The sequence below is a fragment of the Pseudomonas sp. ASL3 genome (assembly GCF_056680425.1).
In genome coordinates this window covers 3653536-3678580 of record NZ_CM155281.1, presented here as the reverse complement: position 1 = coordinate 3678580, position 25045 = coordinate 3653536, and the positions used below count along the sequence as shown (strand labels likewise).

General features: G+C 58.5%; 20 protein-coding genes. 19 read left to right on the top strand and 1 reads right to left on the bottom strand.

The window, feature by feature from the left end:
• The first annotated feature begins 86 nt into the window (after positions 1–86).
• The 18 genes from AC1MEE_RS17005 to AC1MEE_RS16920 all read left to right on the top strand — a co-directional run bounded on the left by AC1MEE_RS17005 (position 87) and on the right by AC1MEE_RS16920 (position 22479).
• Positions 87–3683, top strand: a complete 3597-nt coding sequence (locus AC1MEE_RS17005) for a glycosyltransferase (protein ID WP_480410766.1) — start codon at positions 87–89, stop codon at positions 3681–3683.
• A 329-nt stretch (positions 3684–4012) separates the two neighbouring features.
• Positions 4013–4786, top strand: a complete 774-nt coding sequence (gene rfbF, locus AC1MEE_RS17000) for a glucose-1-phosphate cytidylyltransferase (RefSeq protein ID WP_480410765.1) — start codon at positions 4013–4015, stop codon at positions 4784–4786.
• A complete protein-coding gene (rfbG, locus tag AC1MEE_RS16995) occupies positions 4768–5850 on the top strand; it encodes a CDP-glucose 4,6-dehydratase (RefSeq protein WP_480410764.1) in 1083 nt (360 codons plus the stop codon). The genes rfbF and rfbG overlap by 19 nt, the downstream gene beginning before the upstream one ends.
• Positions 5847–6407 carry a dTDP-4-dehydrorhamnose 3,5-epimerase family protein gene (locus AC1MEE_RS16990; protein WP_480410763.1) on the top strand — a complete coding sequence of 187 codons (561 nt, stop codon included), beginning with the start codon at positions 5847–5849 and terminating at the stop codon, positions 6405–6407. Before rfbG ends, AC1MEE_RS16990 begins: the two co-directional genes overlap by 4 nt.
• Positions 6404–7630, top strand: a complete 1227-nt coding sequence (locus AC1MEE_RS16985) for a methyltransferase domain-containing protein (RefSeq protein WP_480410762.1) — start codon at positions 6404–6406, stop codon at positions 7628–7630. The genes AC1MEE_RS16990 and AC1MEE_RS16985 overlap by 4 nt, the downstream gene beginning before the upstream one ends.
• Before the next feature lie 5 nt (positions 7631–7635).
• The gene (locus AC1MEE_RS16980) at positions 7636–8511 is read left to right on the top strand and encodes an NAD-dependent epimerase/dehydratase family protein (protein ID WP_480416256.1); all 876 of its coding nucleotides are present in this window, start codon (positions 7636–7638) and stop codon (positions 8509–8511) included.
• Positions 8501–9571, top strand: a complete 1071-nt coding sequence (locus tag AC1MEE_RS16975; RefSeq protein WP_480410761.1) for a class I SAM-dependent methyltransferase — start codon at positions 8501–8503, stop codon at positions 9569–9571. Before AC1MEE_RS16980 ends, AC1MEE_RS16975 begins: the two co-directional genes overlap by 11 nt.
• 20 nt (positions 9572–9591) lie before the next feature.
• On the top strand, positions 9592–10326 hold the full coding sequence (locus tag AC1MEE_RS16970) for a cephalosporin hydroxylase family protein (RefSeq protein WP_480410760.1): 735 nt from the start codon (positions 9592–9594) through the stop codon (positions 10324–10326).
• Positions 10327–10382: 56 nt separating this feature from the next.
• Positions 10383–13313, top strand: a complete 2931-nt coding sequence (locus AC1MEE_RS16965; protein WP_480410759.1) for a glycosyltransferase family 2 protein — start codon at positions 10383–10385, stop codon at positions 13311–13313.
• Between the two features lie 28 nt (positions 13314–13341).
• On the top strand, positions 13342–14391 hold the full coding sequence (pseB, locus tag AC1MEE_RS16960; RefSeq protein ID WP_480410758.1) for a UDP-N-acetylglucosamine 4,6-dehydratase (inverting): 1050 nt from the start codon (positions 13342–13344) through the stop codon (positions 14389–14391).
• Complete coding sequence (pseC, locus tag AC1MEE_RS16955) at positions 14388–15545, top strand: UDP-4-amino-4,6-dideoxy-N-acetyl-beta-L-altrosamine transaminase (protein WP_480410757.1); 1158 nt, start codon at positions 14388–14390, stop codon at positions 15543–15545. The genes pseB and pseC overlap by 4 nt, the downstream gene beginning before the upstream one ends.
• Before the next feature lie 34 nt (positions 15546–15579).
• Positions 15580–16200: a pseudaminic acid biosynthesis-associated methylase gene (locus tag AC1MEE_RS16950; RefSeq protein ID WP_480410756.1), complete on the top strand. Its 621-nt coding sequence runs from the start codon at positions 15580–15582 to the stop codon at positions 16198–16200.
• Positions 16197–16907, top strand: a complete 711-nt coding sequence (gene pseF / locus AC1MEE_RS16945; protein WP_480410755.1) for a pseudaminic acid cytidylyltransferase — start codon at positions 16197–16199, stop codon at positions 16905–16907. The genes AC1MEE_RS16950 and pseF overlap by 4 nt, the downstream gene beginning before the upstream one ends.
• Positions 16904–18409, top strand: coding sequence for a UDP-2,4-diacetamido-2,4,6-trideoxy-beta-L-altropyranose hydrolase (gene pseG, locus AC1MEE_RS16940; protein ID WP_480410754.1), 1506 nt, complete (start codon positions 16904–16906; stop codon positions 18407–18409). Before pseF ends, pseG begins: the two co-directional genes overlap by 4 nt.
• Entirely contained in the window at positions 18402–19454 is a 1053-nt protein-coding gene (gene pseI / locus AC1MEE_RS16935) for a pseudaminic acid synthase (protein ID WP_480410753.1), read from the top strand. Before pseG ends, pseI begins: the two co-directional genes overlap by 8 nt.
• A gap of 464 nt (positions 19455–19918) precedes the next feature.
• A complete protein-coding gene (locus AC1MEE_RS16930; RefSeq protein ID WP_480410752.1) occupies positions 19919–20845 on the top strand; it encodes a ketoacyl-ACP synthase III in 927 nt (308 codons plus the stop codon).
• Positions 20846–20926: 81 nt separating this feature from the next.
• Complete coding sequence (locus AC1MEE_RS16925; RefSeq protein ID WP_480410751.1) at positions 20927–22219, top strand: motility associated factor glycosyltransferase family protein; 1293 nt, start codon at positions 20927–20929, stop codon at positions 22217–22219.
• Positions 22216–22479 (top strand): hypothetical protein, encoded by a 264-nt coding sequence (locus AC1MEE_RS16920; protein ID WP_480410750.1) that lies wholly within the window; start codon positions 22216–22218, stop codon positions 22477–22479. Before AC1MEE_RS16925 ends, AC1MEE_RS16920 begins: the two co-directional genes overlap by 4 nt.
• A gap of 213 nt (positions 22480–22692) precedes the next feature.
• Here AC1MEE_RS16920 and AC1MEE_RS16915 read toward each other — a convergent pair whose 3' ends face one another.
• On the bottom strand, positions 22693–23124 hold the full coding sequence (locus tag AC1MEE_RS16915; RefSeq protein WP_480410749.1) for a hypothetical protein: 432 nt from the start codon (positions 23122–23124) through the stop codon (positions 22693–22695).
• Between the two features lie 649 nt (positions 23125–23773).
• On the opposite strand from AC1MEE_RS16915, the gene AC1MEE_RS16910 reads away from it, so the two are divergent.
• Positions 23774–24928, top strand: coding sequence for a flagellin N-terminal helical domain-containing protein (locus AC1MEE_RS16910; protein WP_480410748.1), 1155 nt, complete (start codon positions 23774–23776; stop codon positions 24926–24928).
• The last annotated feature ends 117 nt before the right edge of the window (positions 24929–25045 follow it).

Below are 25045 nucleotides of genomic sequence, written 5' to 3'. Positions count from 1 at the left end.
CAGGTCGAAGCCCAAGCCGTCTTTTTTCAGCGGTTCAGGGCGCTCACTCGCCAGAGGGAGCGCCCGCCGCTCGAGAGTTCCCCGCCGTGAATCCAGTCCCTCTCGTCAGTATCGTCATCCCCGCATTCACCCCGCGCTTTTTTAACCGGGCATTGGCTGGCGCCTTGAGCCAAAGCTACAGCAACCTGGAAATCATTGTCTGCGACGACAGCCGCAGTGATGAGATCAAGGATATCGTCGAGTCATTCGCGGGACGCAGTACTACCCCCTTGCGCTACGTCCGAAATCCGCAGCATTTGGGTTTTGTCGGTAATCTGCAGGCGTGCCTGGACCTGGCAGAAGGCGAGTACATCAAGTTTCTCTGTGATGACGATCAGCTGTTTCCAGCATGTATTACGAAACAGGCGCAAGTGTTGACCGAGCATTCAGATGTCAACCTGGTGACCGGCCAACGGATGTTCTGGGACGCCGACGATTGTCAACTGCCGCCCCGCCTGGAGAACAGCGCGCTGTCGCCCGTGAGTGGGGTGTTCAAAGGCGATGATCTACTGGCGATTTTCGAGAACTTTCCGGTCAATTTCCTCGGCGGACTCAGCAGTGCCCTGTTCCGGCGCGGGGATGTGCAGGCGTTGTTGCCTGCGTTGACCCAGCCAGGGCATTGCTTCGTCGCAACGCTGGATTTCGCCTTGTACATCTGCTTGTTGCGGCGCGGCAATATGGTGGTGTTGAACAATGTGCTGAGTGTCGAGCGCTTGCATCTCGAGCGATTGAGTCGCCAGCAGCCGATGATCGACGCGGCAGTGACGGAAAAACAATGGCTGGTGCAGATGCTCAAGGCCCGCACGGGCGAGTCCGCACCGGCACCCGGTTGGGTTCGCTATTTGCCGTTGACGCAAGCGGACGAGTCGCCGCGAATCTGGTCTGAGCTGCCCCTGAGTCGAACCCTGGGGACCAAGCAGTCCACCCAGAAATGGCGAGTTGGCATCGAGAGTGAGAACTTCTCCGAGCTTTACGTCGAATGGCTGGCTTGCCGCACACTTTCCGAGCCCCAGCGCAAATTGCTGCCGGACACGCTTGCCGGTTGGTCGCGGCAGCCGAAAATTGTTCCGGTCATTATTGATGAACAGGCCAGCAGTGCCGGCTTGCAGGTCACCCTGCAGAGTCTCGCGGGGCAGCTCTATGCGCCTGAGTTGGTGCTGGTATTGTCCTGCGCCTGCACAGAGGCCGCACTGGATGAGCGTGTCTTCAGCCTGCCGCTACAGGAGGACTGGCAACAGCAGCTCAATGAGGTGTTGGCGCAACTCGAAGGGGTGGAGTGGTTCTATTTGTTGCGTGCTGGAGATCGTCTGGTCGAGCCGGCGTTGCTGGTGCTGGCCGAGCGCATCGTCAGCTCTGCGAATGCGCTGTGCATCTACAGCGACGAAGGCGGCTTGTGTGAAGGTGAGTCGGCGGAGCCGGCCTTCAAGCCGGACTTCAACCTGGACCTCATGCGCAGCTACCCCTACGTAGGACGATCACTGGCGTTTCAGCGTGAGCGCTTCCTCGAGTCGGGCGGTTTCAATTCGCGCTATGGCGAACTCGCACCTCACGATGTGCTTTGGCGTCTTGTGGAGAGTGAGGGTACTCAGGTCGTCGAGCATGTCGCCGAAATTCTGCTGGAGTCACAGTTTGCGCTGTCCAAGTGGCTGTCTCTGCCTGATGTGATCGAGCAAAATCCCCTTGTGCTGGAGGCGCATCTGCAGCGCATGGGCATTGCCCACGAGATTCGCTGCGGCAGTTTTGCATTGCTCAATCGTATCGATTATGTGCATGGGGATCGCCCGCTGGTGTCGATCATCATCGCCAGCAAGGATCAGTTGGCGGCCCTGCAACGCTGCGTCGAGAGTGTGTTGGAGAAAACCGCTTACAGCGACTATGAGCTGTTGCTGGTCGACAATGGCAGTGAGGATGCCGACACCCTTGGCTGGCTGGCCGGCATGGCGCAGTTGGGCAGCGACAAATTGCGGGTGCTGGAATATCCGCAGCAGGGCAATGTCGCCGCGATGCGCAACTTCGCAGCGCAGCAGGCGCGCGGAGAATACCTGCTGATGCTCAATCCTTGTACCGTGATCACCAACGCTGACTGGCTGGATGAACTGCTCAACCATGGACAGCGTCCAGAAGTCGGTGTGGTGGGCGCCAAACTGTTCAATCCCAATGGCCAGGTGGTGCATGCAGGTCTGATTCTCGGGCTGCAAGGCCCGGCCGGTGTACCGTTTTCCGGGGAGAGCCTGTACGCCGCGGGCTATATGCATCGGCTGCAGGTGGCCCACGATTTGAGTGCGGTCGGTGGCGATTGCCTGATGGTGCGCAAGCAGGTTTTCGACGATGTGGGAGGCCTGGACGAGTTGGACTTCGCGCAAACCCTCAATGAAGTGGACCTGTGCCTGCGTGTCCAGCAACGCGGGCATCTGGTGGTGTGGACACCTCATGCCCAGCTTGCGCTAGGGAAGCAGCCTGCAGTGAATCAGGACGTCGCTCAGCAGGAGCTTCGGGCCAAGGAACAGGAAACCTTTTACCAGCGTTGGTTGCCGATCATTGCCCGTGATCCGGCCTATAACCCGAACCTGGCACTGAATACCCTGGGTGGCTCCAGTTTCAGTCTGGAATCAGGTTTGCGCACCGGCTGGAGTCCTTTTTCCCATAGCCCGTTACCAAACGTTCTGGCGGTGCCCATCAACGCCTCGGCCGTTGGACATTATCGCGTGACGCAGCCGCTGATCGAGCTGGAAGCGGCGGGCAGGGTGGTCGGGCAGATTTGTTATAACCTGCCGACGATCATTGAGCTCGAGCGCCAGTCTCCCGATGTCATTATTTTGCAGGGGCGTTATAACGAAGGGCCGATCAATGAGATTGTCGGCTTGAAAAACTACTCCAATGCCCGGCGAATTTTCGAGCTGGATGACTATGTCATCAGCGCTCCGATAAAAAATGCGCACACTCGCAATAAGCCGCAAAACTCGGAGATGGAGCGTCAGGTCCGGCGCGGTATCAGCCTGTGTGATCGGGTAGTGGTTTCGACCCAACCCCTGGCTGATGCGTTGTCGAGCATGCATCACGATATTCGTGTGGTGCCGAACATGCTCGCCCCCCATATGTGGAACGGTCTGCGGAGTCAGCGTCGGGCTTCGGGCAAGCCACGGGTGGGTTGGGGCGGCGGTACCAGTCACACTGGGGATCTGGCAATCATTGTCGACGTCGTCCGCGAGTTGGCCAACGAAGTTGAATGGGTGTTTTTCGGCATGTGTCCGGAGGAGTTGCGGCCTTATCTGCACGAGTTCCATGGTGTGATCGACCTCGATATCTACCCGGCCAAGTTGGCCAGCCTGAATCTGGACCTCGCCCTGGCGCCTCTGGAATTCCATATCTTCAACGACTGCAAAAGTAACCTGCGCTTGCTCGAGTACGGCGCTTGCGGCTACCCCGTGATATGTACCGACACTGCTGCCTATCGGGGTTACCTGCCGTGCACTCGGGTCATCAGCAACACGACTGACGAATGGCTACAGGCCATTCGCATGCACCTGGCCGACCCGGAGGCCAGCTACCGCATGGGCGATGACCTGCGCGAAGCGGTGTTGCGCGACTTCATGTTGCAAGGGGATAACTTGCAGTATTGGGAAAATGGCTGGTTGGCGGATTGATGTGAAGGGACTGATTTATTTTCAGCGTTTCATCGAAAATTAATCTGTCCCTGCGTTCAGACCGGGGACAGATTGATTTTTCAAAAAGCGCGAAAAATAAATCAGTCCCCTATGAATACAAATCCTCTATAGGGGCTCAGCTTCCGTAATACCAGCTCGGGCAATCCGAGCTGGCGCGCTTCCTGCAAGTTCCCTGTATATCGCCATAAATCGCGCATTTCCGGCGCGGCTCCAGTGGGTATGAGCCCGATTTCCAGCGATTTATCCAGACGGCCTGCCAAGTTCGACAACGGCTTGGCGCAGCCCTGTGAAGAACAAGAGGGAACAGGATGAAAGCAGTAATTTTGGCGGGTGGTCTGGGCACGCGAATCAGTGAAGAGTCGCACCTCAAGCCCAAGCCGATGATCGAGATTGGCGGCAAGCCAATTCTTTGGCACATCATGAAGCAATACTCGGCACACGGGATTCATGACTTCGTGATTTGCCTCGGCTACAAGGGCTACGCGATCAAGGATTTCTTCGCCAATTACTTCCTGCATACCTCTGACGTCACCTTCGACATGCGCAACAACCGCATGGACGTTCACCAGAATTACAGCGAGCCCTGGCGCGTAACCCTGATCGACACCGGTGAGGACACCATGACCGGTGGCCGCCTGCGTCGCGCGAGCCGTTACGTGGAAGATGAACAAGCGTTCTGCTTCACCTACGGCGACGGTGTCTCCGACCTGAATATTGGCGCGCTGGTGGACTTCCACCTCGGGCACGGCAAGTTGGCCACGGTCACGGCTGTACAACCACCAGGCCGGTACGGTGCGCTGGAGCGCGACGGCGACATGGTCCGCGGCTTCACCGAAAAACCGCGTGGCGACGGTGGCTGGATCAATGGCGGTTTCTTTGTGCTGTCACCCAAGGTCCTGCCGTACATTCAGGATGACGGTGTTTCATGGGAGTCCGAGCCTTTGGGACGCCTGGCTCACGACGAGCAGTTGGCGGCCTATCAGCACGATGGTTTCTGGCACCCGATGGACACCCTGCGCGACAAGAACCATCTGGAAGAACTGTGGCAGAGCGGGGAGGCCCCATGGAAGCAGTGGGACTAAGCCCGGCGTTCTGGCGCGGCAAGCGGGTCCTGCTGACCGGCCATACCGGCTTCAAGGGCAGTTGGCTGGCACTCTGGCTCAAGAGCCTCGGCGCAAACGTCACTGGCTTTGCCCTGGAGCCTTCCACTGAGCCGAGCCTGTTTGAACTGGCTCGTGTCGGCGATGGCATCAACGATCAACGCGGTGATCTGCGAGACCTTGGCGCGTTGCTTGAAGTATTGGCCGACGTTGAACCGGAAATCGTTCTGCACCTGGCCGCTCAACCGCTGGTGCGCGAAGGTTATCGTGATCCGCTGGGCACTTACTCCAGCAACGTCATGGGCACCCTCAATCTGCTCGAAGCGATTCGTCAGGTGGGTTGCGTGCGGGCCTGCGTGTTGGTCACCACCGACAAGGTTTACGCCAATCAGGAATGGTTGTGGCCGTACCGCGAAAACGAACCGTTGGGCGGCCATGACCCCTATAGCAGCAGCAAGGCGTGTTGCGAGTTGCTGGCGCAATCCTATGCCGCGTCGTTCTTTGCTGCCGATCGCTACGACGAGCACGGCCTGGCCCTGGCCACGGCGCGGGCCGGCAATGTCCTCGGTGGCGGTGACTTCGCCCCCGAGCGATTGATTCCCGATGTCCTCAACGCCTGGTCGGCCGAGGAACCGGTGACCTTGCGTTATCCACAGGCCGTGCGGCCTTGGCAGCATGCGCTGGAACCCTTGGCGGGCTATCTGCAACTGGCTGCAGCTTTGTACGAGAAAGGTCCTGATTTTGCCGGCGCCTGGAACTTCGGTCCCGGCGAAGGCGACATGTGCAGCGTCGGCGAAGTGGTGGCGCTGCTTGCCAAACGCTGGCCGCAAGCGCCGGGGTTGCGCGTCGAACCGAGCGATCTGCATGAAGCCGGCTTGTTGCGTCTGGACAGCAGTCGCGCCCGCCAGTTGTTGGCGTGGCAGCCGCGCTGGTCGTTGCAGCAGTGCCTGGAGCACACCCTTGATTGGCACCTGGCCTGGAAGAATGGCGAGGACATGCGTGCCGTGACCCTGGACCAGTTGGCGCTATACCGAGGTCAATTGTGAGCGATTTCCTATTGAATCCGTTGCCGCTGGCCGGGCTGTTCAGCGTGCAGCACAAACGCCACCGAGACCCGCGCGGACACTTTTCCCGGCTGTTCTGTGAGGGCAGCCTGGATGCGTCCGGTCAGCCGTTCCACATCCGCCAGATCAACCATTCCTGCACCCGCGAGCGCGCCAGTGTGCGTGGCCTGCATTACCAGACGGCCCAGGCACCGGAAGCCAAGCTGATCAGTTGCCTGCGCGGTGAAGTCTGGGATGTCGCGGTGGACCTGCGCCCGGATTCGGCGACCTTCCTGTGCTGGCACGCCGAGTACCTGCGCGAAGGCGATGGTCGCAGTGTGTTGATTCCGGCGGGCTTCGCCCATGGTTTCCAGGCACTGACCGAAGATGCCGAATTGCTTTATCTGCACAGCGCCGACTACGCCCCGGATCATGAGGCCGGCTTGTTGGTGCATGACCCGCGACTGGCGATTGCCTGGCCGTTGCCTGTCAAAAATCTGTCGGCACGGGATAGCGCTCATCCCTTGCTCGATCATCAGTTCGCTGGAGTGCGTCTATGAACTGCCGAGGTTGCGGCACCCCACTGGCTTTGCCGTTGATTGACCTGGGCACGGCACCGCCTTCCAATGCGTACTTGCGTGCCGAGCAGTTGGAGCAGGCCGAGCAATGGGTGCCGCTCAAAGTGCTGGTCTGCCAGGAGTGCTGGTTGGTCCAGACCGAGGACTACACCCGTGCCGACAGCCTGTTCGACGCCGACTACGCATACTTCAGTTCCTATTCCAGCACCTGGCTGGCCCATGCCGAGCGTTATGTCGAGGAGATGGTCGAGCGCTTCGGTCTGACCGAAGATAGCCGAGTGGTGGAAATCGCCGCCAACGACGGCTACATGCTGCAATACGTGGCCAAACGTGGCATCGCCTGCCTCGGTGTCGAGCCGACTCGTAGCACGGCCCAGGCTGCGCGTGAGAAAGGTCTGGACATCCGCGAGTTGTTCTTTGGTCGCGATACTGCCTTGCAACTGCTTGAAGAAGGCTGGGCGGCGGATCTGATGACGGCCAACAATGTGTTGGCGCATGTGCCGGACATTAACGATTTTCTTGGCGGTTTTGCCGCGCTGTTGAAGCCGACCGGGGTGGCGACCTTCGAGTTTCCGCACCTGCTGACGCTGATGGCCGAGCATCAGTTCGACACCCTTTACCACGAGCATTATTCCTACCTGTCGCTGACAGCGGTGCAGCGTTTGTGCAAACGCAATGGCCTGGAAATCTTCGACGTCAGCGAACTGCCGACCCATGGTGGTTCGCTACGAGTCTTTGTCCGGCGCGCCGACGGCGTAGGTCGTGTGCGGCAACCGGCTGTGCAGTATCTGCTGGATATCGAGTTGGCCGCCGGGATGGAAACCCCAGCGTTTTATTCCACCCTGGCCCCGGCGGCTGAACAGATCAAACACGAACTGCTGCGCTTTCTATTGCAAGCCAAAGCCAACGGCAAGCGCGTGGTCGGTTACGGCGCCGCGGCCAAAGGCAACACGTTGCTCAACTATGCCGGGGTCAAACCTGACCTGCTGGCCTGGGTCGCGGATGCTAACCCGCACAAGCAAGGCAAGTTCCTGCCTGGTAGTCGCATTCCCGTGGTTTCTCCCGATCGCATCGCGAAAGAAACACCGGATTACGTATTGGTATTGCCATGGAATCTGCTGCACGAAGTCAGCCAGCAGCAAGCACAGGTTCGCGAATGGGGTGGGCGCTTTGTCATCGCCGTACCTGAGTTGACCATCCTGTGAAGGGGTTGCAGGTGCTGGTCACCGGTGCGACAGGCTTTGTCGGTCGTCATCTGGTCAGCGCGTTGCTGGAGCGGGGCTGTCGGGTCCGCGCCGTGGCACGCAATGCCGACGTGGCTCAATGCATGCCGTGGATCAATGCGGTGGAGTTTGTTTGCGCCGATATTCACGCTGCCGACCTGGATGTTGTCGCGTTGACCGAGGGCATCGATGCCTTGGCGCACCTGGCCTGGCCGGGCTTGCCAAACTATCAGGCGCTGTTTCATTTCGAGCGCAACCTGTTTGCCGATTACGCGTTTATCAAGCGAGTGGTCAAGGCGGGTGTGCCTCAGGTGCTGGTCACCGGCACCTGCTTCGAGTACGGCCTGCAAAGCGGTCCGCTCAGTGAAGAGACTGCGCCGCAGCCGAGCAATCCTTACGGGTTGGCGAAAAATACCCTGCGTCTGTTCCTGGAAAGCTTGCAGCGTGAGCAACCATTCACCCTGCAGTGGGCACGCTTGTTTTACCTGCATGGCGCCGGGCAAAACCCCAACAGTTTGTTGGCCAGTCTGGATCGGGCCATCGAAGCGGGTGACAGGTCTTTCAATATGTCGGCGGGCGAACAGCTGCGTGACTATCTGGCCATCGATGTAGCCGCCGGTTATCTCGCGGCGTTGCTGCACCGACGCGATTTTTCCGGGGTGGTCAATTGTTGCAGCGGTCAGCCGATATCGGTAAGAGCGTTGGTCGAGCAGCGACTGCGCGAGCGTGGTGCTCCGATCACATTGAATCTTGGCCATTACGGCTATTCGGTCCATGAACCGATGGCGTTCTGGGGCGTAGCCGATCGACTGCAGCAACTTTTGAGTGTAGAGCCGGGTGAGGGAACTGAGCATGGTGCATGAGTTATATCGGGTCACCGATCTGCCGGTGTTGCAGAATCGCACCTTTGCCGATGCGGCCGCCGCCCGAGCGTCATCCAGCGCTGACATCGTGCTGGTGCAGGACACGGTCAGTGGGTTGATCTTCAATCAGGCGTTCGATGCCGATAAGTTGAGCTACGACAGCGACTATCAAAACGAACAGGCGCACTCGGCCGAGTTCCAGAAGCATCTGGGCGACGTCGAACGCATCATCGCCCGCCACTTCAAGGGCCAGCAACTGATCGAAGTCGGTTGCGGCAAAGGTTACTTTCTCGAACTGTTGAGCAGCCTCGGTTACGCCATCACCGGTATTGACCCGGCTTACGAAGGCGACAACACCGAGGTGATCAAGGCGCCATTCACCCGTGGCCTGGGTCTGGCAGCCGACGCCGTGGTGCTGCGCCATGTGCTGGAACACATTGCTGATCCCGTCGCCTTTCTGGCTGAGATCGCCGAAGCCAATCAGGGTGGGCAGATCTACATCGAGGTGCCGTGTTTCGACTGGATCGTCGATCACCGCGCCTGGTTCGATGTGTTCTATGAGCACGTCAACTATTTCCGTCTTGAAGACCTGCGTCGGTTGTTCGGCACGGTGCATGAGGCCGGGCATTTGTTTGGCGGCCAATACCTGTACATCGTTGCCGACCTTGGCAGCTTGCAACTGACGTCCGCCGACCCCGTGCCACGGCTTGAGATGCCCGCGGATTTCACCCGCAGCATCGAGCGCGCGGTGCAGATTATTCAAGCCACTCCCGAGCAGGGTTCGGCGATCTGGGGCGCGTCTTCCAAAGGGGTGATCTATTCGTTGTTCCTACAACGCGCGGGGGTAGCGGTCGATCAGGTGGTGGATATCAACCCGGCCAAGCAGGGTCGTTATCTGCCCGTGAGCGGTGTGCGTGTGTCCTCGCCACAAGAGGTGCAGGACGCTTTGCCCGAAGGCGCCAATCTGTTTGTGATGAATTCGAATTATCTGGAAGAAATCAAGCGAATGACCGATGGGCGCTACGTCTATCACGCGGTCGACAGCGCTTCGTTCAAATGACTTTTTATTGAGACTGGAAAATGACCAAGACAGTGATGCAAGTGTTCGACGCTGAGTGCCAGGCTGAAATCACCGCCCAGGGCCAGGACGAAAAACTCAAGGGCCTGGCCCGCGACTTTTTCAATGAGTCGGCCAAGCACAAGTACAGCTACCACTTCTCCTGGATGGGCCGGCCGATCATTCAGCTGCCTCAGGACATGATGGCGATGCAGGAAATCATCTGGCAGGTCAAACCCGATTTGGTGATCGAGTGCGGCATCGCCCACGGTGGTTCGATCATTTACTACGCCTCGCTGCTGGAACTGCAAGGCCACGGCGAAGTACTGGGTATCGACCGCGACATTCGTGCGCACAACCGCGAAGCGATCGAAAGCCATCCGATGAGCAAGCGCATCAGCATGATCGAAGGCTCCAGCGTCGATCTGTCGGTGGTCGAGCAGGTGCGTGCTGCTGCGGCGGGCAAGAAAGTCATTCTGGTTCTCGACTCCAACCACACCCACGACCACGTGCTCGAAGAGCTGCGCCTGTATGCACCGTTGGTGTCGGTCGACAGCTACTGCGTGGTGATGGACACCGTGGTCGAGGACATGCCGCCAGAGTTCTTCCCCGAGCGTCCATGGGGCCCGGGCGACAACCCGAAAACTGCGGTCTGGGCGTACCTGGAAGAGAGCAACAGTTTCGAGATCGATTACCAGATGCAGAACAAGCTGCTGGTCACGGTCGCGCCGGATGGTTACTTGCGTCGGGTTCGTTAAGCAGCAACTTCATCGTTGAGTTTTCTTGGGCGATTCGCCGGTTGTGGGGAAAGGTTATGCAAGGCAAGTACGGTTCTGAACACGCGTTACCCCTGAATGAACTATTGACTGTGGTGCTGATTACCCACAACCGGCCGGCTTTTCTGCGCAGAGCGGTGCAGTTCTACAGCACGTTGCCTTGCACGCTTCTGGTACTGGACTCGTCGACTCAACCTATCGAGGGCGTGGACGGTTTTTACCCGTCGGTCGACTATCGGCACCTTCCACAGCTCGGCTACTGGGGGCTTCAGACCAAACTGGCCTATGGCGTGGAGCACGTGACCACACCTTATATGGTGTTCGCCGCCGACGACGACTTCATCGTGCATGAAGCGCTGGCCGAGTCGGTCGGGTTCCTGGAAGCGAACCAGGACTATGGACTGTGTCATGGCTACTGCCTGATGTACCTGACCATGGCCAATAGCGTGAGCTACTACCGACGCGACAAGAAAGTCTGTGAAGACTACTCGTCCGAGCGCGCCCAGGACCGTGTGCTTGATTACATGCACCAGTACATCCCGCCTTTCTACGCCGTTCACCGCACTGCGCTGTTGCGCGACTGGTATGCCGTCATGCCGGAAGACACCCTCTTCCAGTGGCAGGAAATTGGTCATGTGTACTACATGCTGGCCCGCGCCAAGGCGCGGATTCTGCCGATTCCGTATGTGGTACGAGAGATCAACTACATCGCCTCGGAACACAAAACCGAGGTGTACCACTCCCTGACCTTTAGCGATGCCAAATCGGTGGCTGAGCGGGAAGCGTTTGCCGGGTTTTTGGCATCGCTGCCGACCGGCATCACCGGTCTCGACCAGGATCAGACCAAGCAGTTCGTGCTGGAGAGTTTCCAGGCGATGATCGACAGTCTGCAAACAGGTCGGGCGTTGTGTGCCGAGCTGATTTTCGAGTCCGCCTGGAACACGACGCTCATGCAGGCGCAACGTCGGTTCGGGCCTAGGCAATACGTCGAAATGCCGTTCTACAATCAGGCATTCTTCGATCAGCTGAGTCACTTCGAGTTTTTGCTCCACGCCATGCCGGCAGGTCGTGTTCAGCTCGACGGGCTGGAAGGCGCGTGGACTCGGCAGGAAGCCCTTCTGTGTCCGCGCAACAACGATACCGCCGAGAGTGTTGTCGACCGTTTGTGGCAGGCGTACGACTGCAATATGTTCAACCGGGTGGTGGTCGGACGTTTGGCACAACAGCTGGAAGACCTGGGTGAACACGACGAAGCCGAGAAGATGTTCGCCTGGGACCAGCGCCTGAATGCGCTGCCCACGCCGAACAATGGTCAAACATTCGAGGCCATGCTGTCCGGTCGTTTGCTCAAATGGCTGGAGGCGCGCGGTCCGAAGGCTGAAGAGCTTGAGACGATTGCCCGGCATCTTGAGGCCCATGAGGATGGACCGCAGTTTGGTCTTCTGGTGCTGGATCTGGACGATGATCTGGACAAGTTGCAGATCACCCTCGACAGTCTGCTTGAAGGGCACTGCAAGGCATTCAAGATCGTGGTGTTTACCACTGGCGAGCCACCAGCGGCGACCTTGGCGAGTAACACTCTGCACTTCGTCAAAGTCACCCAAAGCAACTATATCGACAAGCTGAATCAGATCGTGCGTCAGTCGACCTGCGACTGGATGCTGCTGGCTGAGGCGGGGGACCAGTTCACCGCCAGCGGCTTGTTGCGCGCCAGCCTGGAGTTGTTGGCGGCTCCCGAATGCCGCGCCGTGACGACGGATGAGATCCAGCGTCAGGCCAATGGCGCCCTGGTCGATGTTTTCCGTCCGGGCTTCAACCTCGACCTGTTGCAAAGCCTGCCGACGTTGATGGCACGGCATTGGTTGATCCGTCGCGATGTGCTCGTCGACGCGGGTGGTTACTCCGCTGACTTCAGCAAGGCACTTGAATTCGATTTGCTGCTGCGGGTTATCGAGCAGGGCGGTATGGCCTGGCTGGCTCATCTGGATGAGCCGTTGCTGATCTGCCAGGCGCCGGTGCTGGCGGAAAATCCCCATGAGCGTCTGGCATTGATCCGACACCTTGCGACCCGTGGTTACAAGGCGCAAATCAATTCGGCGGCGCCGGGTACCTGGCAGATCGATTATCGCCATACCGAGCGCCCGCTGGTGTCGATCATTGTGCCGAGTCAGGACAACCTGCCATTGCTGGAGCGTTGCCTGGACAGCGTCCTGCAAAGAACACGCTACCTGCGCTACGAAGTGTTGGTCATCGACAATCAGAGTCAGTCGTCCGCGGTCGCGGCCTGGCTGGACGACAGGGAACACAAGGCCGGTAAAGTACGGGTGCTGAGGTCCGGGCAGCGCCTCAGCTCTTCCGCGCTGTACAACGCGGCCTGTCAGCAAGCGCAGGGTGAATACCTGATCCTGCTGGCGGCCGACAGTGAAATCGTCAACCCGAACTGGATCGAGAGCCTGCTCAACCAGGCACAGCGTCCGGAAGTCGGGGTAGTTGGGCCCAAATTGGTCAAGCGCGATGGCAGCATCACTCAGGCCGGCCTGATTCTTGGCTTGAATGAGGGGGTTGGCTCGGCCTTTGTCGGTGAGCCCGCAGAGACGAAAGGCTACCTTCAGCGTTTGGCGGTGGAGCAAAACTATTCGGCAGTCTCCGCTGCGTGCCTGATGGTCCGCAAGGTGCTGTTTGACACGGTCGGTGGGCTCGACGAAGGCGCTTTCGCCGAGGCGTATAGCGATGTCGATCTGTGTCTGAAAGTGGCCGGTGCCGGCTACCTGACGGTCTGGACGCCGCAGGTGCAGGTCATTCATCCGGGCAGCCTGCCTGAGTCGTTGCCAGCCCTTGAGGCGTTGCGCGACAAGTGGAGCGGGCCGTTCCAGCACGATCTGGCTTACAACAAGAACCTCGCTTTGACCGGCAAGGGCTTTACCCTCGGCAGCCCGTCCAGTGTGAACTGGGCGCAGTTGCTCGCTTAAACCTGACGCAGGTCAAAGGACTCACGGCATGTTCAACGGCAAATCGATTTTCATCTCAGGCGGCACCGGTTCGTTCGGTCGCAACTTTATCCGCCGTTTGCTGGAGCAGTACCAGCCCAAACGGGTGGTGGTGTTTTCCCGCGATGAGCTCAAGCAGTACGAGATGCAGCAGACCTTCAACGCGCCGTGCATGCGCTACTTCCTTGGCGACGTACGCGATGCCGAGCGCTTGCGTGTGGCCATGCGCGGGATCGATTACGTGGTGCATGCCGCTGCCTTGAAGCAGGTGCCAGCGGCGGAATACAACCCGACGGAATTCATCCGTACCAACGTCAACGGCGCGGAAAACATCATTGCCGCCGCCATCGACAACGGGGTGAAGAAGGTCATTGCCTTGTCCACCGACAAGGCCGCCAGCCCGATCAATTTGTACGGTGCGACCAAGCTGCTGTCGGACAAGCTGTTCGTTGCCGCGAACAACATCGCCGGTGACCAGCAGACGCGTTTCTCCGTGGTGCGCTATGGCAACGTCGCTGGCTCGCGGGGCTCGGTGGTGCCGTTCTTCAGCAAGCTGATCAGCGAAGGCGCGCGGGAGTTGCCGATTACCGACGCACGTATGACGCGCTTCTGGATCACCCTCGATCACGGTGTGCAGTTCGTGCTCGACAGTTTTGCGCGCATGCACGGCGGTGAAGTGTTCGTGCCGAAAATTCCTTCGGTGCGGATTGTCGATCTGGCCAAGGGTATGGCCAGGGATCTGCCGCATAAACATGTCGGCATTCGTCCGGGTGAAAAACTCCACGAATTGATGGTGCCGCTGGACGATGCGCGGATGACCATCGAATTCAAGGACCACTACACCATTCAGCCGTCGATCCGTTTTACCAGCGTTGACCTCGATTTTTCGGTCGATGGGCTGGGCGAGCGGGGCGAAGCGGTGGACGAAGCCTTCGAGTACCGCTCCGACAACAACCCCGCGTTTTTGAGCGTGAGCCAGATCGCTGACCTACATGAAGAACAGCGTGAAGAGCAGCATAAAGAGCAGCATAAAGAGCAGCGCGCCGAGCTGTCGACATGATCCCCTACGGTCGGCAGAGCGTGAACCAGGCGGATATCGATGCGGTGGTGGAGGTGCTCAAGTCGCGGATGCTGACTCAAGGGCCCACCATCGAACGCTTCGAAGCCGCCATGGCCGAACGCTGTCAGGCCGGTTTTGCCGTCGCGGTGTGCAACGCCACGGCGGCTTTGCACATTGCCTGCCTGGCGGCTGACCTGGGACCGGGTGACCGGTTGTGGACCAGCCCGAATACCTTTGTCGCGTCCGCCAACTGCGGGCGCTACTGCGGCGCCGAAGTGGACTTCGTCGACATTGACCCGCTGACCTGGAACCTCGACGCCGGGTTGCTGGCGCAAAAACTCGAAGCGGCCGAACGCGTTGGGCAACTGCCTAAAGTGGTGGTGGCAGTGGCATTCTCTGGTCAGAGCTGTGACATGGAAGCCATCGCCGGGCTCGCCGAGCGTTACGGATTTACCTTGATCGAAGACGCGGCTCACGCTGTCGGCGCGTCCTATGACGGGCGTCCGGTGGGGTGTGGCCAATACGCGGCGATGACGGTGTTCAGCTTTCATCCGGTCAAGATCATTACCTCGGCCGAAGGCGGCATGGTCCTGACCAACCGCCCTGAGTTGGCGGCGCGTTTGCGCCGCTTGCGCAGCCATGGCATTACCAACGACCCGGAGCAGATGACCGAACCCAGTCATGGCCCTTGGTATTACCAGCAGCAGGCGTTGGGCTTCAATTACCGGATGACCGACCTGCAAGCCGCATTGGGCCTGTCGCAGATGACCAGGCTCGATGAGTTCATCGCCCGTCGGCGCGAACTCGCGGCCCGTTATGACCGACTGCTGGCAGACCTGCCGCTGACCTTGCCGACTGCCCAGCCAGGTGCCGAGTCGGCCTTGCATCTGTACGTCATTCGTTTGCAGCTGACGAAGATTGCCAGAAGCCACCGCGAGGTGTTCGAAGGGTTGCGTGACGCCGGACTGGGGGTGAATCTGCACTACATTCCGGTCCACCTGCAGCCCTATTACCAGCAGCAGGGTTTTGCTGTTGGCGACTTCCCTCAGGCAGAAGCCTATTACGGCGAAGCGTTCAGCTTGCCGTTGTACCCGGACCTGACTGAAGAACAACAGGATTATGTGATCGCGCAATTGCGACGACTGGTTGCCTGAGCGATCGCTTACTAACCGCTGACGAGAGTGATAGATGCGTGAATTGAGCGAGCAGGAAACGTTCTGGAGCGGTGAGTTTGGCGACCAGTACGTAGCCCGCAATCAGGGCAGTGAATTGATTGCCACTAACCTGGCTCTGTTCGGCAAGGCGTTGGCGCGCACTGGGCGGATCGATAGCCTGCTGGAGCTTGGCACCAATACCGGCAACAACTTGCGTGCTTTGCATCAGCTGTTGCCAGGCTGTGCCTTGTACGGCGTCGAAATCAATGCCAAGGCCCATGGCGAGGCACAAGCCCTGGGTATCGCCAAGGTCTGGCACGGCTCGTTGTTCGATTACCCGAGCGAGCAGACGTTCCAACTGACCTTGAGCAAAGGGGTACTGATTCATCTGGCACCTGAGTTGTTGCCAGCCGCCTATGCTCAGCTCTATGAATTAAGCCAGCGCTATATCCTGATTTGCGAGTACTACAACCCGGTGCCGGTTGAGGTGTCCTATCGTGGCAACAGCGGCAAGTTGTTCAAGCGCGATTTTGCCGGGGAAATGCTTGAGCGTTTTAGCGATCTGGAGTTGCTTGATTACGGCTTCTGCTATCACCGTGACCGGCAGTTTCCCGCTGACGATATCAACTGGTTTCTGTTGGAAAAGCGTCCTTGAAGGCTATCGCGATCATTCCGGCGCGGGGTGGCAGCAAACGTATCCCGCGCAAGAACCTCAAGCTGTTCAACGGCGAGCCAATGATCGTCGGTACGATTCGTACGGCGCTGAAGTCGGGTGTGTTCGATCAGGTACTGGTCAGTACCGATGATGATGAGATTGCTGCGGTCGCTCGGGCCCACGGCGCGCAGGTCCCCTTTATGCGCCCGGCGGCATTGGCGGATGACTTCACCGGCACGGCGGCGGTCATCGAACATGCCCTGCGCGCCGTGCAGGCAAGTGGGCAGCATTACGACTTCGCCTGTTGCCTCTATGCGACGGCGCCTTTGCTGCAAGTGCGCTATTTGCGTGAAGGGTTGCAGGTCCTTGAGCAACATCCCGCCAAGTCGTTCGCCTTTTCAGTGTGCGGCTTTGCCTTCCCCGTACAGCGCGCCTTGACCCTCGACGGCCAGGGCGCATTGACGCCGCTGTATCCGCAATTCCGCGAAACCCGCTCTCAGGACTTGCCCGCTGCCTATCAGGATGCCGGGCAGTTTTACTGGGGACGAAGTGACGCGTGGCTGCGGGGTGATGTGCTGTTCTCCGAGCGGAGCTTGCCGGTGATCCTGCCCCGGCATCTGGTACAGGATATCGACACCGAGGAGGACTGGATTCGTGCCGGGTTTCTCTATGCGGCCCTGAAAGCCGCAGGGGAGTTGGAGTCGTGAGAGTCCTGATTCGCGCCGATGCCTCTTTGGCGATAGGCAGCGGCCATATAGCCCGATGCCTGACCCTGGCCAAGGTGTTGCGCGATGGCGGGGCCGACGTGGTCTTTGCCTGCCACTTATTGCCGGGACATTTGCTGGCCAGCCTCGAGGCTCAGGGGTGGCGGACTTACCGGTTACCTGCCACCTATGGTGAGGAAAAAGCAGTTCAGGACATCGAAGCCGCCTTGCCCTGGCAGGTGGACATCGCCGCTCTGCAGGTGCTGTTGACGGCAGAGGAGGCGTTCGACTGGATCATCGTCGATCACTATGGCCTCGACCACCACTGGCAGACCGCCGCTCGGCAATGGGCACCACGGATCGCCGCGATCGACGATCTGGCCAACCGTCGCCACGCCGTCGATCTGTTGCTCGACCAGAATTTGAGTGGCACCCCAAGCGCCTACGCACCCTGGGTCGAACCGGAGTGCCAGACCTTGCTCGGTCCACGCTTCGCCCTGATTCGCGATGAGTTCAAGCGCGACCCAGTGCCCATTCAGGCGCAGGCGCGTCGGGTGCTGGTGAATTTCGGCGGCTTCGATGCCGCTGGTGAAACGTATAAAGCCATGTTGGCGCTGGCCGGGTTCGAGGGGTTGGAGGTCGATTTCATTGCTGGCACCGGCAATCCTGAGTGGGAACGGATGCAGGCGATGGTAGTCAGTCGTCCCACCTGGCGGTTGCAAACCCACACTGACCAATTCGCCCGCTTGATGGCTCAAGCGGACCTGTTCGTCGGTGCCGGCGGTGGCACCAGTTGGGAGCGTGCCGCGTTGGGGCTGCCGACCCTCTGCATCGCGGTTGCGGCGAATCAACAGGCCAACGCCGAACACCTGGCAGCGGCTGGCGCGCACCTGTATCTGGGCCCCCGCGAGACGGTTTCTGTCGCGTCGTTGCGCCAAGCCATCAGCGTGTTGCTGGCGAACCAAGGGCTGCGCCAGAGCTTCGCCGAGCGCTCTCGTCAGTTGGTCGACGGCCAAGGCGCCCGGCGCGTGGCGGTGGCATTGGCAGGGGCGGCTCTGCAACTGCGCAAGGCGACGATGGCCGATGCACGCCTGCTGTTCGAGGGGCGCAACGCTGCGGCGGTCCGGCGCTGGTCCGTGCAGCCGGAAGCAATCGATTGGGCCAGCCACCTGACCTGGTTGGCTGCCACATTGGCCAACGCGCAGCGCCTGCTGTTGATTGCCGAAGCGGTCGACGGGCCGATCGGTGTGCTGCGCTATGACCGGGTGGAAACGCGGGCCGAGGTTTCGATCTACCTGTTCGAAGGACGCTTCGGTCTGGGCTGGGGCAAGGCGCTGCTGGCCAGGGGCGAGAGCCTCGTCCGGGATTACTGGCCAACGCTACGACTGATCGATGCTCAGGTACTGCCGGCAAACCAGGCGTCGATCAACCTGTTTCGAGAGGCGGGATACGTTCAAGCCGACTGCCGGTTCGAACGCGCACTAAAGGATCATGCGAATGACTAGTTTCAAGATTGGCGACCGCTCGATTGGTGCGGGTTCACCGCCTTTTATCATTGCCGAGATGAGCGGTAACCATAACCAGTCCCTGGACGTCGCCTTGCAGATCGTCGAGGCGGCTGCGCGGGCTGGCGCTCATGCGCTCAAGCTGCAGACCTATACCGCGGACACCATGACCCTGAACCTGGATCACGGGGCGTTCTTCATCAAGGACCCGAAAAGTCTGTGGGCGGGCTCTTCGCTGTACGCGCTCTACGAAAAAGCCCATACCCCATGGGAGTGGCACGCACCAATCTTCGAACGCGCCAGAGAGTTGGGCATGCTGGCGTTCTCAACGCCCTTCGATGAGAGCTCGGTGGATTTTCTCGAAAGCCTGAATGTGCCGGCCTACAAAATCGCCAGCTTCGAAAACACCGATTTGCCGTTGATTCGTCGGGTGGCTGCCACCGGAAAACCGCTGATCATTTCCACCGGCATGGCCAGCGTCGCAGAGCTGGATGAAACTGTGCGCGCGGCTCGGGCTGCCGGCTGCAAGGACCTGGTGCTGCTAAAGTGCACCAGCACCTACCCGGCCTCGCCGGAAAACAGTCATCTGCGAACCATTCCCCATCTGCGCGAGATGTTCGGCTGTGAAGTCGGTTTGTCCGATCATTCCATGGGCGTGGGTGTTTCAGTGGCAGCGGTGGTGCTTGGCGCCAGTGTCGTGGAGAAGCATTTCACCCTGGATCGGGCCGCTGGAGGGGTGGATGCAAGTTTCTCGCTGGAGCCTTCCGAACTGGCCAGTCTGGTGGTCGAGACCGAGCGCGCCTGGCAAGCCCTTGGTCAGGTTCACTACGGCCCTACCGAAGCCGAGCAGAAGTCGTTGGTCTATCGCCGTTCGTTGTACGTCGTGCGCGACATGGCGGCTGGCGAGGCATTCAGCGCCGAGAACGTCCGCGCCATCCGCCCCGGTCTGGGCCTCGCGCCCAAACACATCGATGCACTTTTGGGCCGCAAAGCCCGCCAGGCACTGACGCGGGGTACTGCGCTGGATTGGGCGTTGGTCGAGTAGCATCAGACACATCGCATCGGCCCCCCCGCCAACAAGTTGGCTCCACAGAGAGTATGCGATCCTTTGTGGGAGCGAATTCATTCGCGAAGGCAGTGGCGACACCGAGGTGTTTTGGCCAAACCACGTCCGCTTTCGCGCGAACCCATTGGCTCTCGCACGGTCTGATTACGTCGGTGTTAGATACAAGGTCGCTACGTGAGTGCGGGTTTTGCTGGCTCGTTCAGGAAGGTGACGGGCAAAACACGCGACAAAAGCGTATAAAACTTAGTGACCTGTGAGTCATAACGCGCATCTTCACTGTATCGTATTGAGCGGGAATGATGGCGCCAAGCCTCTAATAGGCCTTGTGATAGCCTCTGACATCTCCCGCTGTCGCCCTGTATGGCGACGGAAAATTCCTGTTTGTCGGCGCCCCTCGATCCAGCGAGCGGTGATATTCAGCTGTCTATTATTGGGAAGCCATGATGATTGGCATCAAAAGCATAGCGAGTTACGTGCCCGCAGCCGGCGTAGACAATTACGCGCAGGGTGTCAAATTCGGCAAGGATGACGAGTTCATTCTTGGCAAGATCGGTTCTGCTTTTCTGCCGCGTAAAGATGATGGCCAAGAAACTTCCGATTTGTGCGTCGAGGCCGTCAATGCCTTGTTTGCAAAGAATCCTCACCTCACGCGCGAGTCCATCGACGCGCTGATCGTCGTCACACAGAACGGCGACGACGACGGGCTGCCCCACACCGCCGCCATCGTGCAGGACAAGCTCGGCCTGTCGACTCACGTGGCCGCGTTCGACATTTCCCTCGGTTGCTCGGGCTACGTCTATGGCATCTATGCGCTCAAGGGCTTCATGGAAGCCACAGGGCTGAAGAATGGCCTGTTGGTGACCGCCGACCCATACTCGAAAATCGTCGACCCCGAAGATCGCAACACCACCATGCTGTTCGGCGATGCCGCAACCGCCACGTGGATGGGTGAAGACGCGACCTGGCAGTTGGGCAAGGCCAAGTTCGGCACCGACGGTTCCGGTGCGCCGCATTTGAAGGTCAACGACGGCGTGTTCTACATGAATGGCCGTCAGGTCTTCAACTTCGCTCTGATCAAAGTACCTGCACACCTGCACGAGTTGCTGGATGAGTCCGGCTTGCAGTCGGCCGATATCGACGCCTTCTGCATCCACCAGGGCAGCGCGGCGATTGTCGACGCGGTCGCCCGGCGTTTCGAAGGCGAGCCGGAGAAGTTCCTCAAGGACATGCTGGAAACCGGTAACACCGTGTCTTCAAGCATCCCCTTGCTGCTGGAAAAGCACGTGATGGACACCACCTGGAAACGGGTGGCCCTGAGCGGTTTTGGCGTCGGCTTGTCCTGGGGCTCGGCGATCCTCCACCGACCGTGATTGTATAAAGCATCCAAAATAGCGCTTCAGGTGAGTTAACCTTGAGCGCTATTTTTTTGCGTACGTTTTGAGCGAGGCAGCATGAGCGAAAGCTTTCAGCGAAATGCCGAGGTGCTACAGAGCCGCTGGCCGGAGTTGCTCTCACGGTTGCTGGCTGAAGACAGCGAATCAGTGCAGGCCGAACTGGTGGAAGGGCTGGGCTCGACCCTGAGTGTCGCCGGCATTCAGCTGACCAGTCGCCATGACCGCACCGCCGAAGCGCGCCTGCAAGCGGCCAGTCTGCCACCTGAAAGCCCGACTCTGCATGTCTACGGCACCGGTCTGGGCGATTTGCAGCAGGTGTTGCTGGAAAGCCCCGTGCTTCAGCGTTTACAGGTACACATCCTCAATGGCGGGTTGTTTGCGTTAGTCCTCAAACTGCTCGATCAAACGCCCTGGCTCAGCGATCCACGGGTCGAACTGCGCTATGCCGCCGACTACCGGGACATCCAGTTGCCGTTCTTTGCACTGCCGTCCGAGCTGGAGCTGGCGGATGAGTTGAATGCCAGGATCCGTGATCGACTGGTCAGTGAAGTGCACCTGAACTTCAACAATCGCGAATTCGATACGCAGTCCCCGGAGATTGTCCAGCGCTTGCAGGACAGTCTTGAGCTGGTGCGCAGTGATCGCGATGTCGCCGAGCTGTTCGGCTCGCAGGCAGGCCAGGACATCTACGTAATCGGTACCGGGCCGAGTCTGGAACAGCACTTCGACAAACTGCTGGCCATTCGCGCGCAGGCACAGCGGCCGCTGTTCATCAGTGTCGACACCGCCTACCGGCCTTTGACTGAACACGGCATCAAGCCGGACCTGGTGGTGAGTATCGATCAGCGGATCACCGCCCGGCACTTGCCGCCGTTGGACTCCGACAATATCCCCTTGGTGTATATGCCGCTGAGTGACCCGCAGGTGCTACTGGCCTGGAAGGGCGTGCGCTACGGCGGGTACTCAGCCAGCCCGATCTATGCCGCGCTGCGCCAGCAGATCGCCAGAGGGCAGCTGTACGTCGGCGGCAGTGTGATTCATCCGGCGGTGGATTTGGCAGTGAAGATGGGCGCGGCGCGGATCACCTTGTTCGGTGCCGACTTTGCCTTTCCGATGAACAAGACCCACGCCAGTTGGAAGGATGGCGATCTAGGGCCTGGCGTTAACCTTGCCCGACACTGGGTGCTCGATGGTCATGGGCAGCGGGTCAAGACCCAGCTCAACTTCCGTCGCTACCTGAGCGAACTGGAGCGTTACATTGCCAGGCATCCGCAGGTGCGTTTTTTCAACAGCAGCCGGGCAGGCGCAATCATCGCCGGTACGGCGTTTAACCCGGATTTCAGCCAATGAGCAGCGCAATCGAACTGACGCAAGCCGCACGCCATTGCGCCGGTCTGTTCCGACTGGGACGCGACGTCGAAGGGGCCTTGGACATGGTTGAACTGTTCACCGCTCTCATGCCGCTGTTTGCCGAAGGACCCGCAGCGAAACAGCAGCAGTGGCTATTGTTGTTGCAGGCCATGCTGAGCTGTCAGGAAGCGCGGGACGGGTTGGGATTGGCGGATTATCTGGAGTATGAGTTGGTGGAGTTGTTGGGGAGCGAGGCCTAGTTCGAGCAAATTCAGGGTGCCTGGCCTGGGCTCTGTGGGAGCGAATTCATTCGCGAATAGGCCATCAGCGACATGCATCAACGCCTGATACAACCCGTCGCGGGAAAGATCTGGACATCCTCGTCTTCAACGCCGCTCTGCAAGCGAGAGAGCTCCAAATCAGGAGCTCTATTCTGGTCAGATATTTCATCTCGCTTTAGTCGTCAATAATAATCAGCCGCCGCCCATATGGAGGGTCAATTTGTAATTGTAGGGAGCGGAATATTTTTCTATGACTTGCATCGCTGCGCAATAAGCATTTACCGGCCCCGTGCTAGTGGCGGATTTTGTCCACTCTCCTGCCGTTTGATACGATCTTGGTTTGACTGTATGTGACCCTTGGAATCTGCATGTTTTTCCCGAAGCAGTGCGATAGGTAACATCTATTTCACTGCCATTGTCGCCGTTAAAGTTGACGGTAAAGTCCCTTGCTTCTCCGGGGCGAAGCGTGCTTGGGAATTCATAAGTTCCGGTAAAAAAGGTGAAGGGTTCAGCAGAAAAGTTTTGAATTTGTATAGTTACGACGGTAGCGCTGGCCGCATTCGCATAAGCTGCTAGCGATACTATTGCTAAGGTAGGAAGTGCTTTCTTGATAGTCCATTTCATGATGGTCACCAAATTTTTAGCTTTAGATATGATCCAAGGCGAAGTTGTTTTGATGGTTCTATTTTCGATGTTGTCTGCTCTAGATCATTGCCGTTCTCCAGATAAATAAAGTTTGCGGGAGCGGTAACAGTAGGGGGCCGAATTCCTGAGCACAACTATCCGGTCGGGTAGTTGACAAGATTTAAGCTTGGCAGGCTTGGATCGTTTTGGACGAGGTGAGGAGGGGCTCGCAGCTTTGATAAGCCATAAATCTCATGGAGGAACTGCCGAAGGCTGCGATTCATTGAGCCCGCGATGCAGGTCGGGCAAGCCTCGCCCTATCACAGCCTTCAGCAGCTCCTATATGCAGTCGTATTGGTCTTTGCTGTCAGCTGTCAGGTTCATTGAGTTGTGTCCTGGATGTTTGAGAAGTGGTTGGATTTTTTTACCTTTTTTTAAAAAAAATTCCGAAAAAAATAATTCTTTTAATAATCACCGCTTACAATCGAAATACCCTACAAGTGTCGGGTATTAATATCCCGATATCCCTGTTGGGCACGTTAAAGCCACTTCTAATCTCTCCGATAAACATTGTGTAGGTTTTCAAGGTGTGCGGGATTGTCGCCTGTTTTTGAAAGCCAGCAGTTTTTATTTTGCGAGGAATTTCATTATGGCTTTAACCGTAAATACCAACGTCGCTTCGCTGTCGGTTCAGAATAATTTGAATCGTGCTTCCGAGTCTGTGAGTACTACTATGTCGCGTTTGTCCTCGGGCTTGAGGATTAACAGTGCCAAGGACGATGCTGCCGGTATGCAGATTGCGAGTCGTCTGACTACGCAAATCAAGGGGATGACAGTGGCAGCCAGAAATGCCAATGACGGAATATCCATTATTCAAACGGCCGAAGGTGCTTTAAAAGAGTCTGCTAGTATCTTGCAGCGTATGCGCGAAATTGCCGTTCAGGCGAAAAGCAGCAGTAACAGCCAAGATGACCGTGACGCACTCAACTCTGAATTTCAGGAATTGACTGACGAACTGACCCGTAAAGCTCAAAGCACAACCTTTGGTACGGGCCTCAAGTTGCTGGATGGTAGTGCGGGTATTCTGACATTTCACGTAGGTGCGAATACGGGGCCGGCGGAGCAAATCGATGTGTCGCTTTCGGGGGATTTCACTGCGAACTCATTGTTCAAAGCGACGAAGGCAGTTCCTGCGGTAGCGGCGGATGCTACAACCACTGGCTTGCAGGAAACCAAGGTCGGCGAGTACTCCCGCCTCACGATTGACGGCACCGGTAAGCGGAATATTTTGGTACTGGCGGACACCAAGCAAGAAGCGAAGGTGATGAAGGACGCTGATGCGAAATTGAAAGTGGCTCAGGCGGCTCTTAAAAATGTCGATAAAAACGATGGTGTCGCCGTTACGGCCGCAGCAGATGCAGTCGCAAAGGCTCGATCCGACTTTGACACCGCAACTGCCGCCTACAGCACCAAAATCGACGCCAACGCCGCTACCAAAGCCCTGAACGATACCGCGATGGGTGACAACATCGGGGCATCGATGGACGCCATCGACAAAGCATTGCAAACCATCAACTCTGCCGTCGCCGATCTGGGCGCCAAGCAAAACCGGTTGGCGAGCACGGTTTCCAATCTGAGAAATACCATCCAGAACGCAATCGCCTCCCGCGGCCAAATCCAGGACGTTGATTACGCCGCTGAAACCTCCGAGCTCACCAAAAACCAAACCCTGCAACAAGCCTCAACAGCCATCCTGGCCCAAGCCAACCAACTACCAGCTGCCATCCTCAAGCTGCTGCAATAAAGAAGACGCCCTCGGGCGAATGTCGAAACCTGACGTCCCGACAAAGGACGTCATTCCTCAAAAGGTTGGAAATGAAGGTGTTAACCAGACGTTACAGGTGAAGCGAGATGCTCTGCA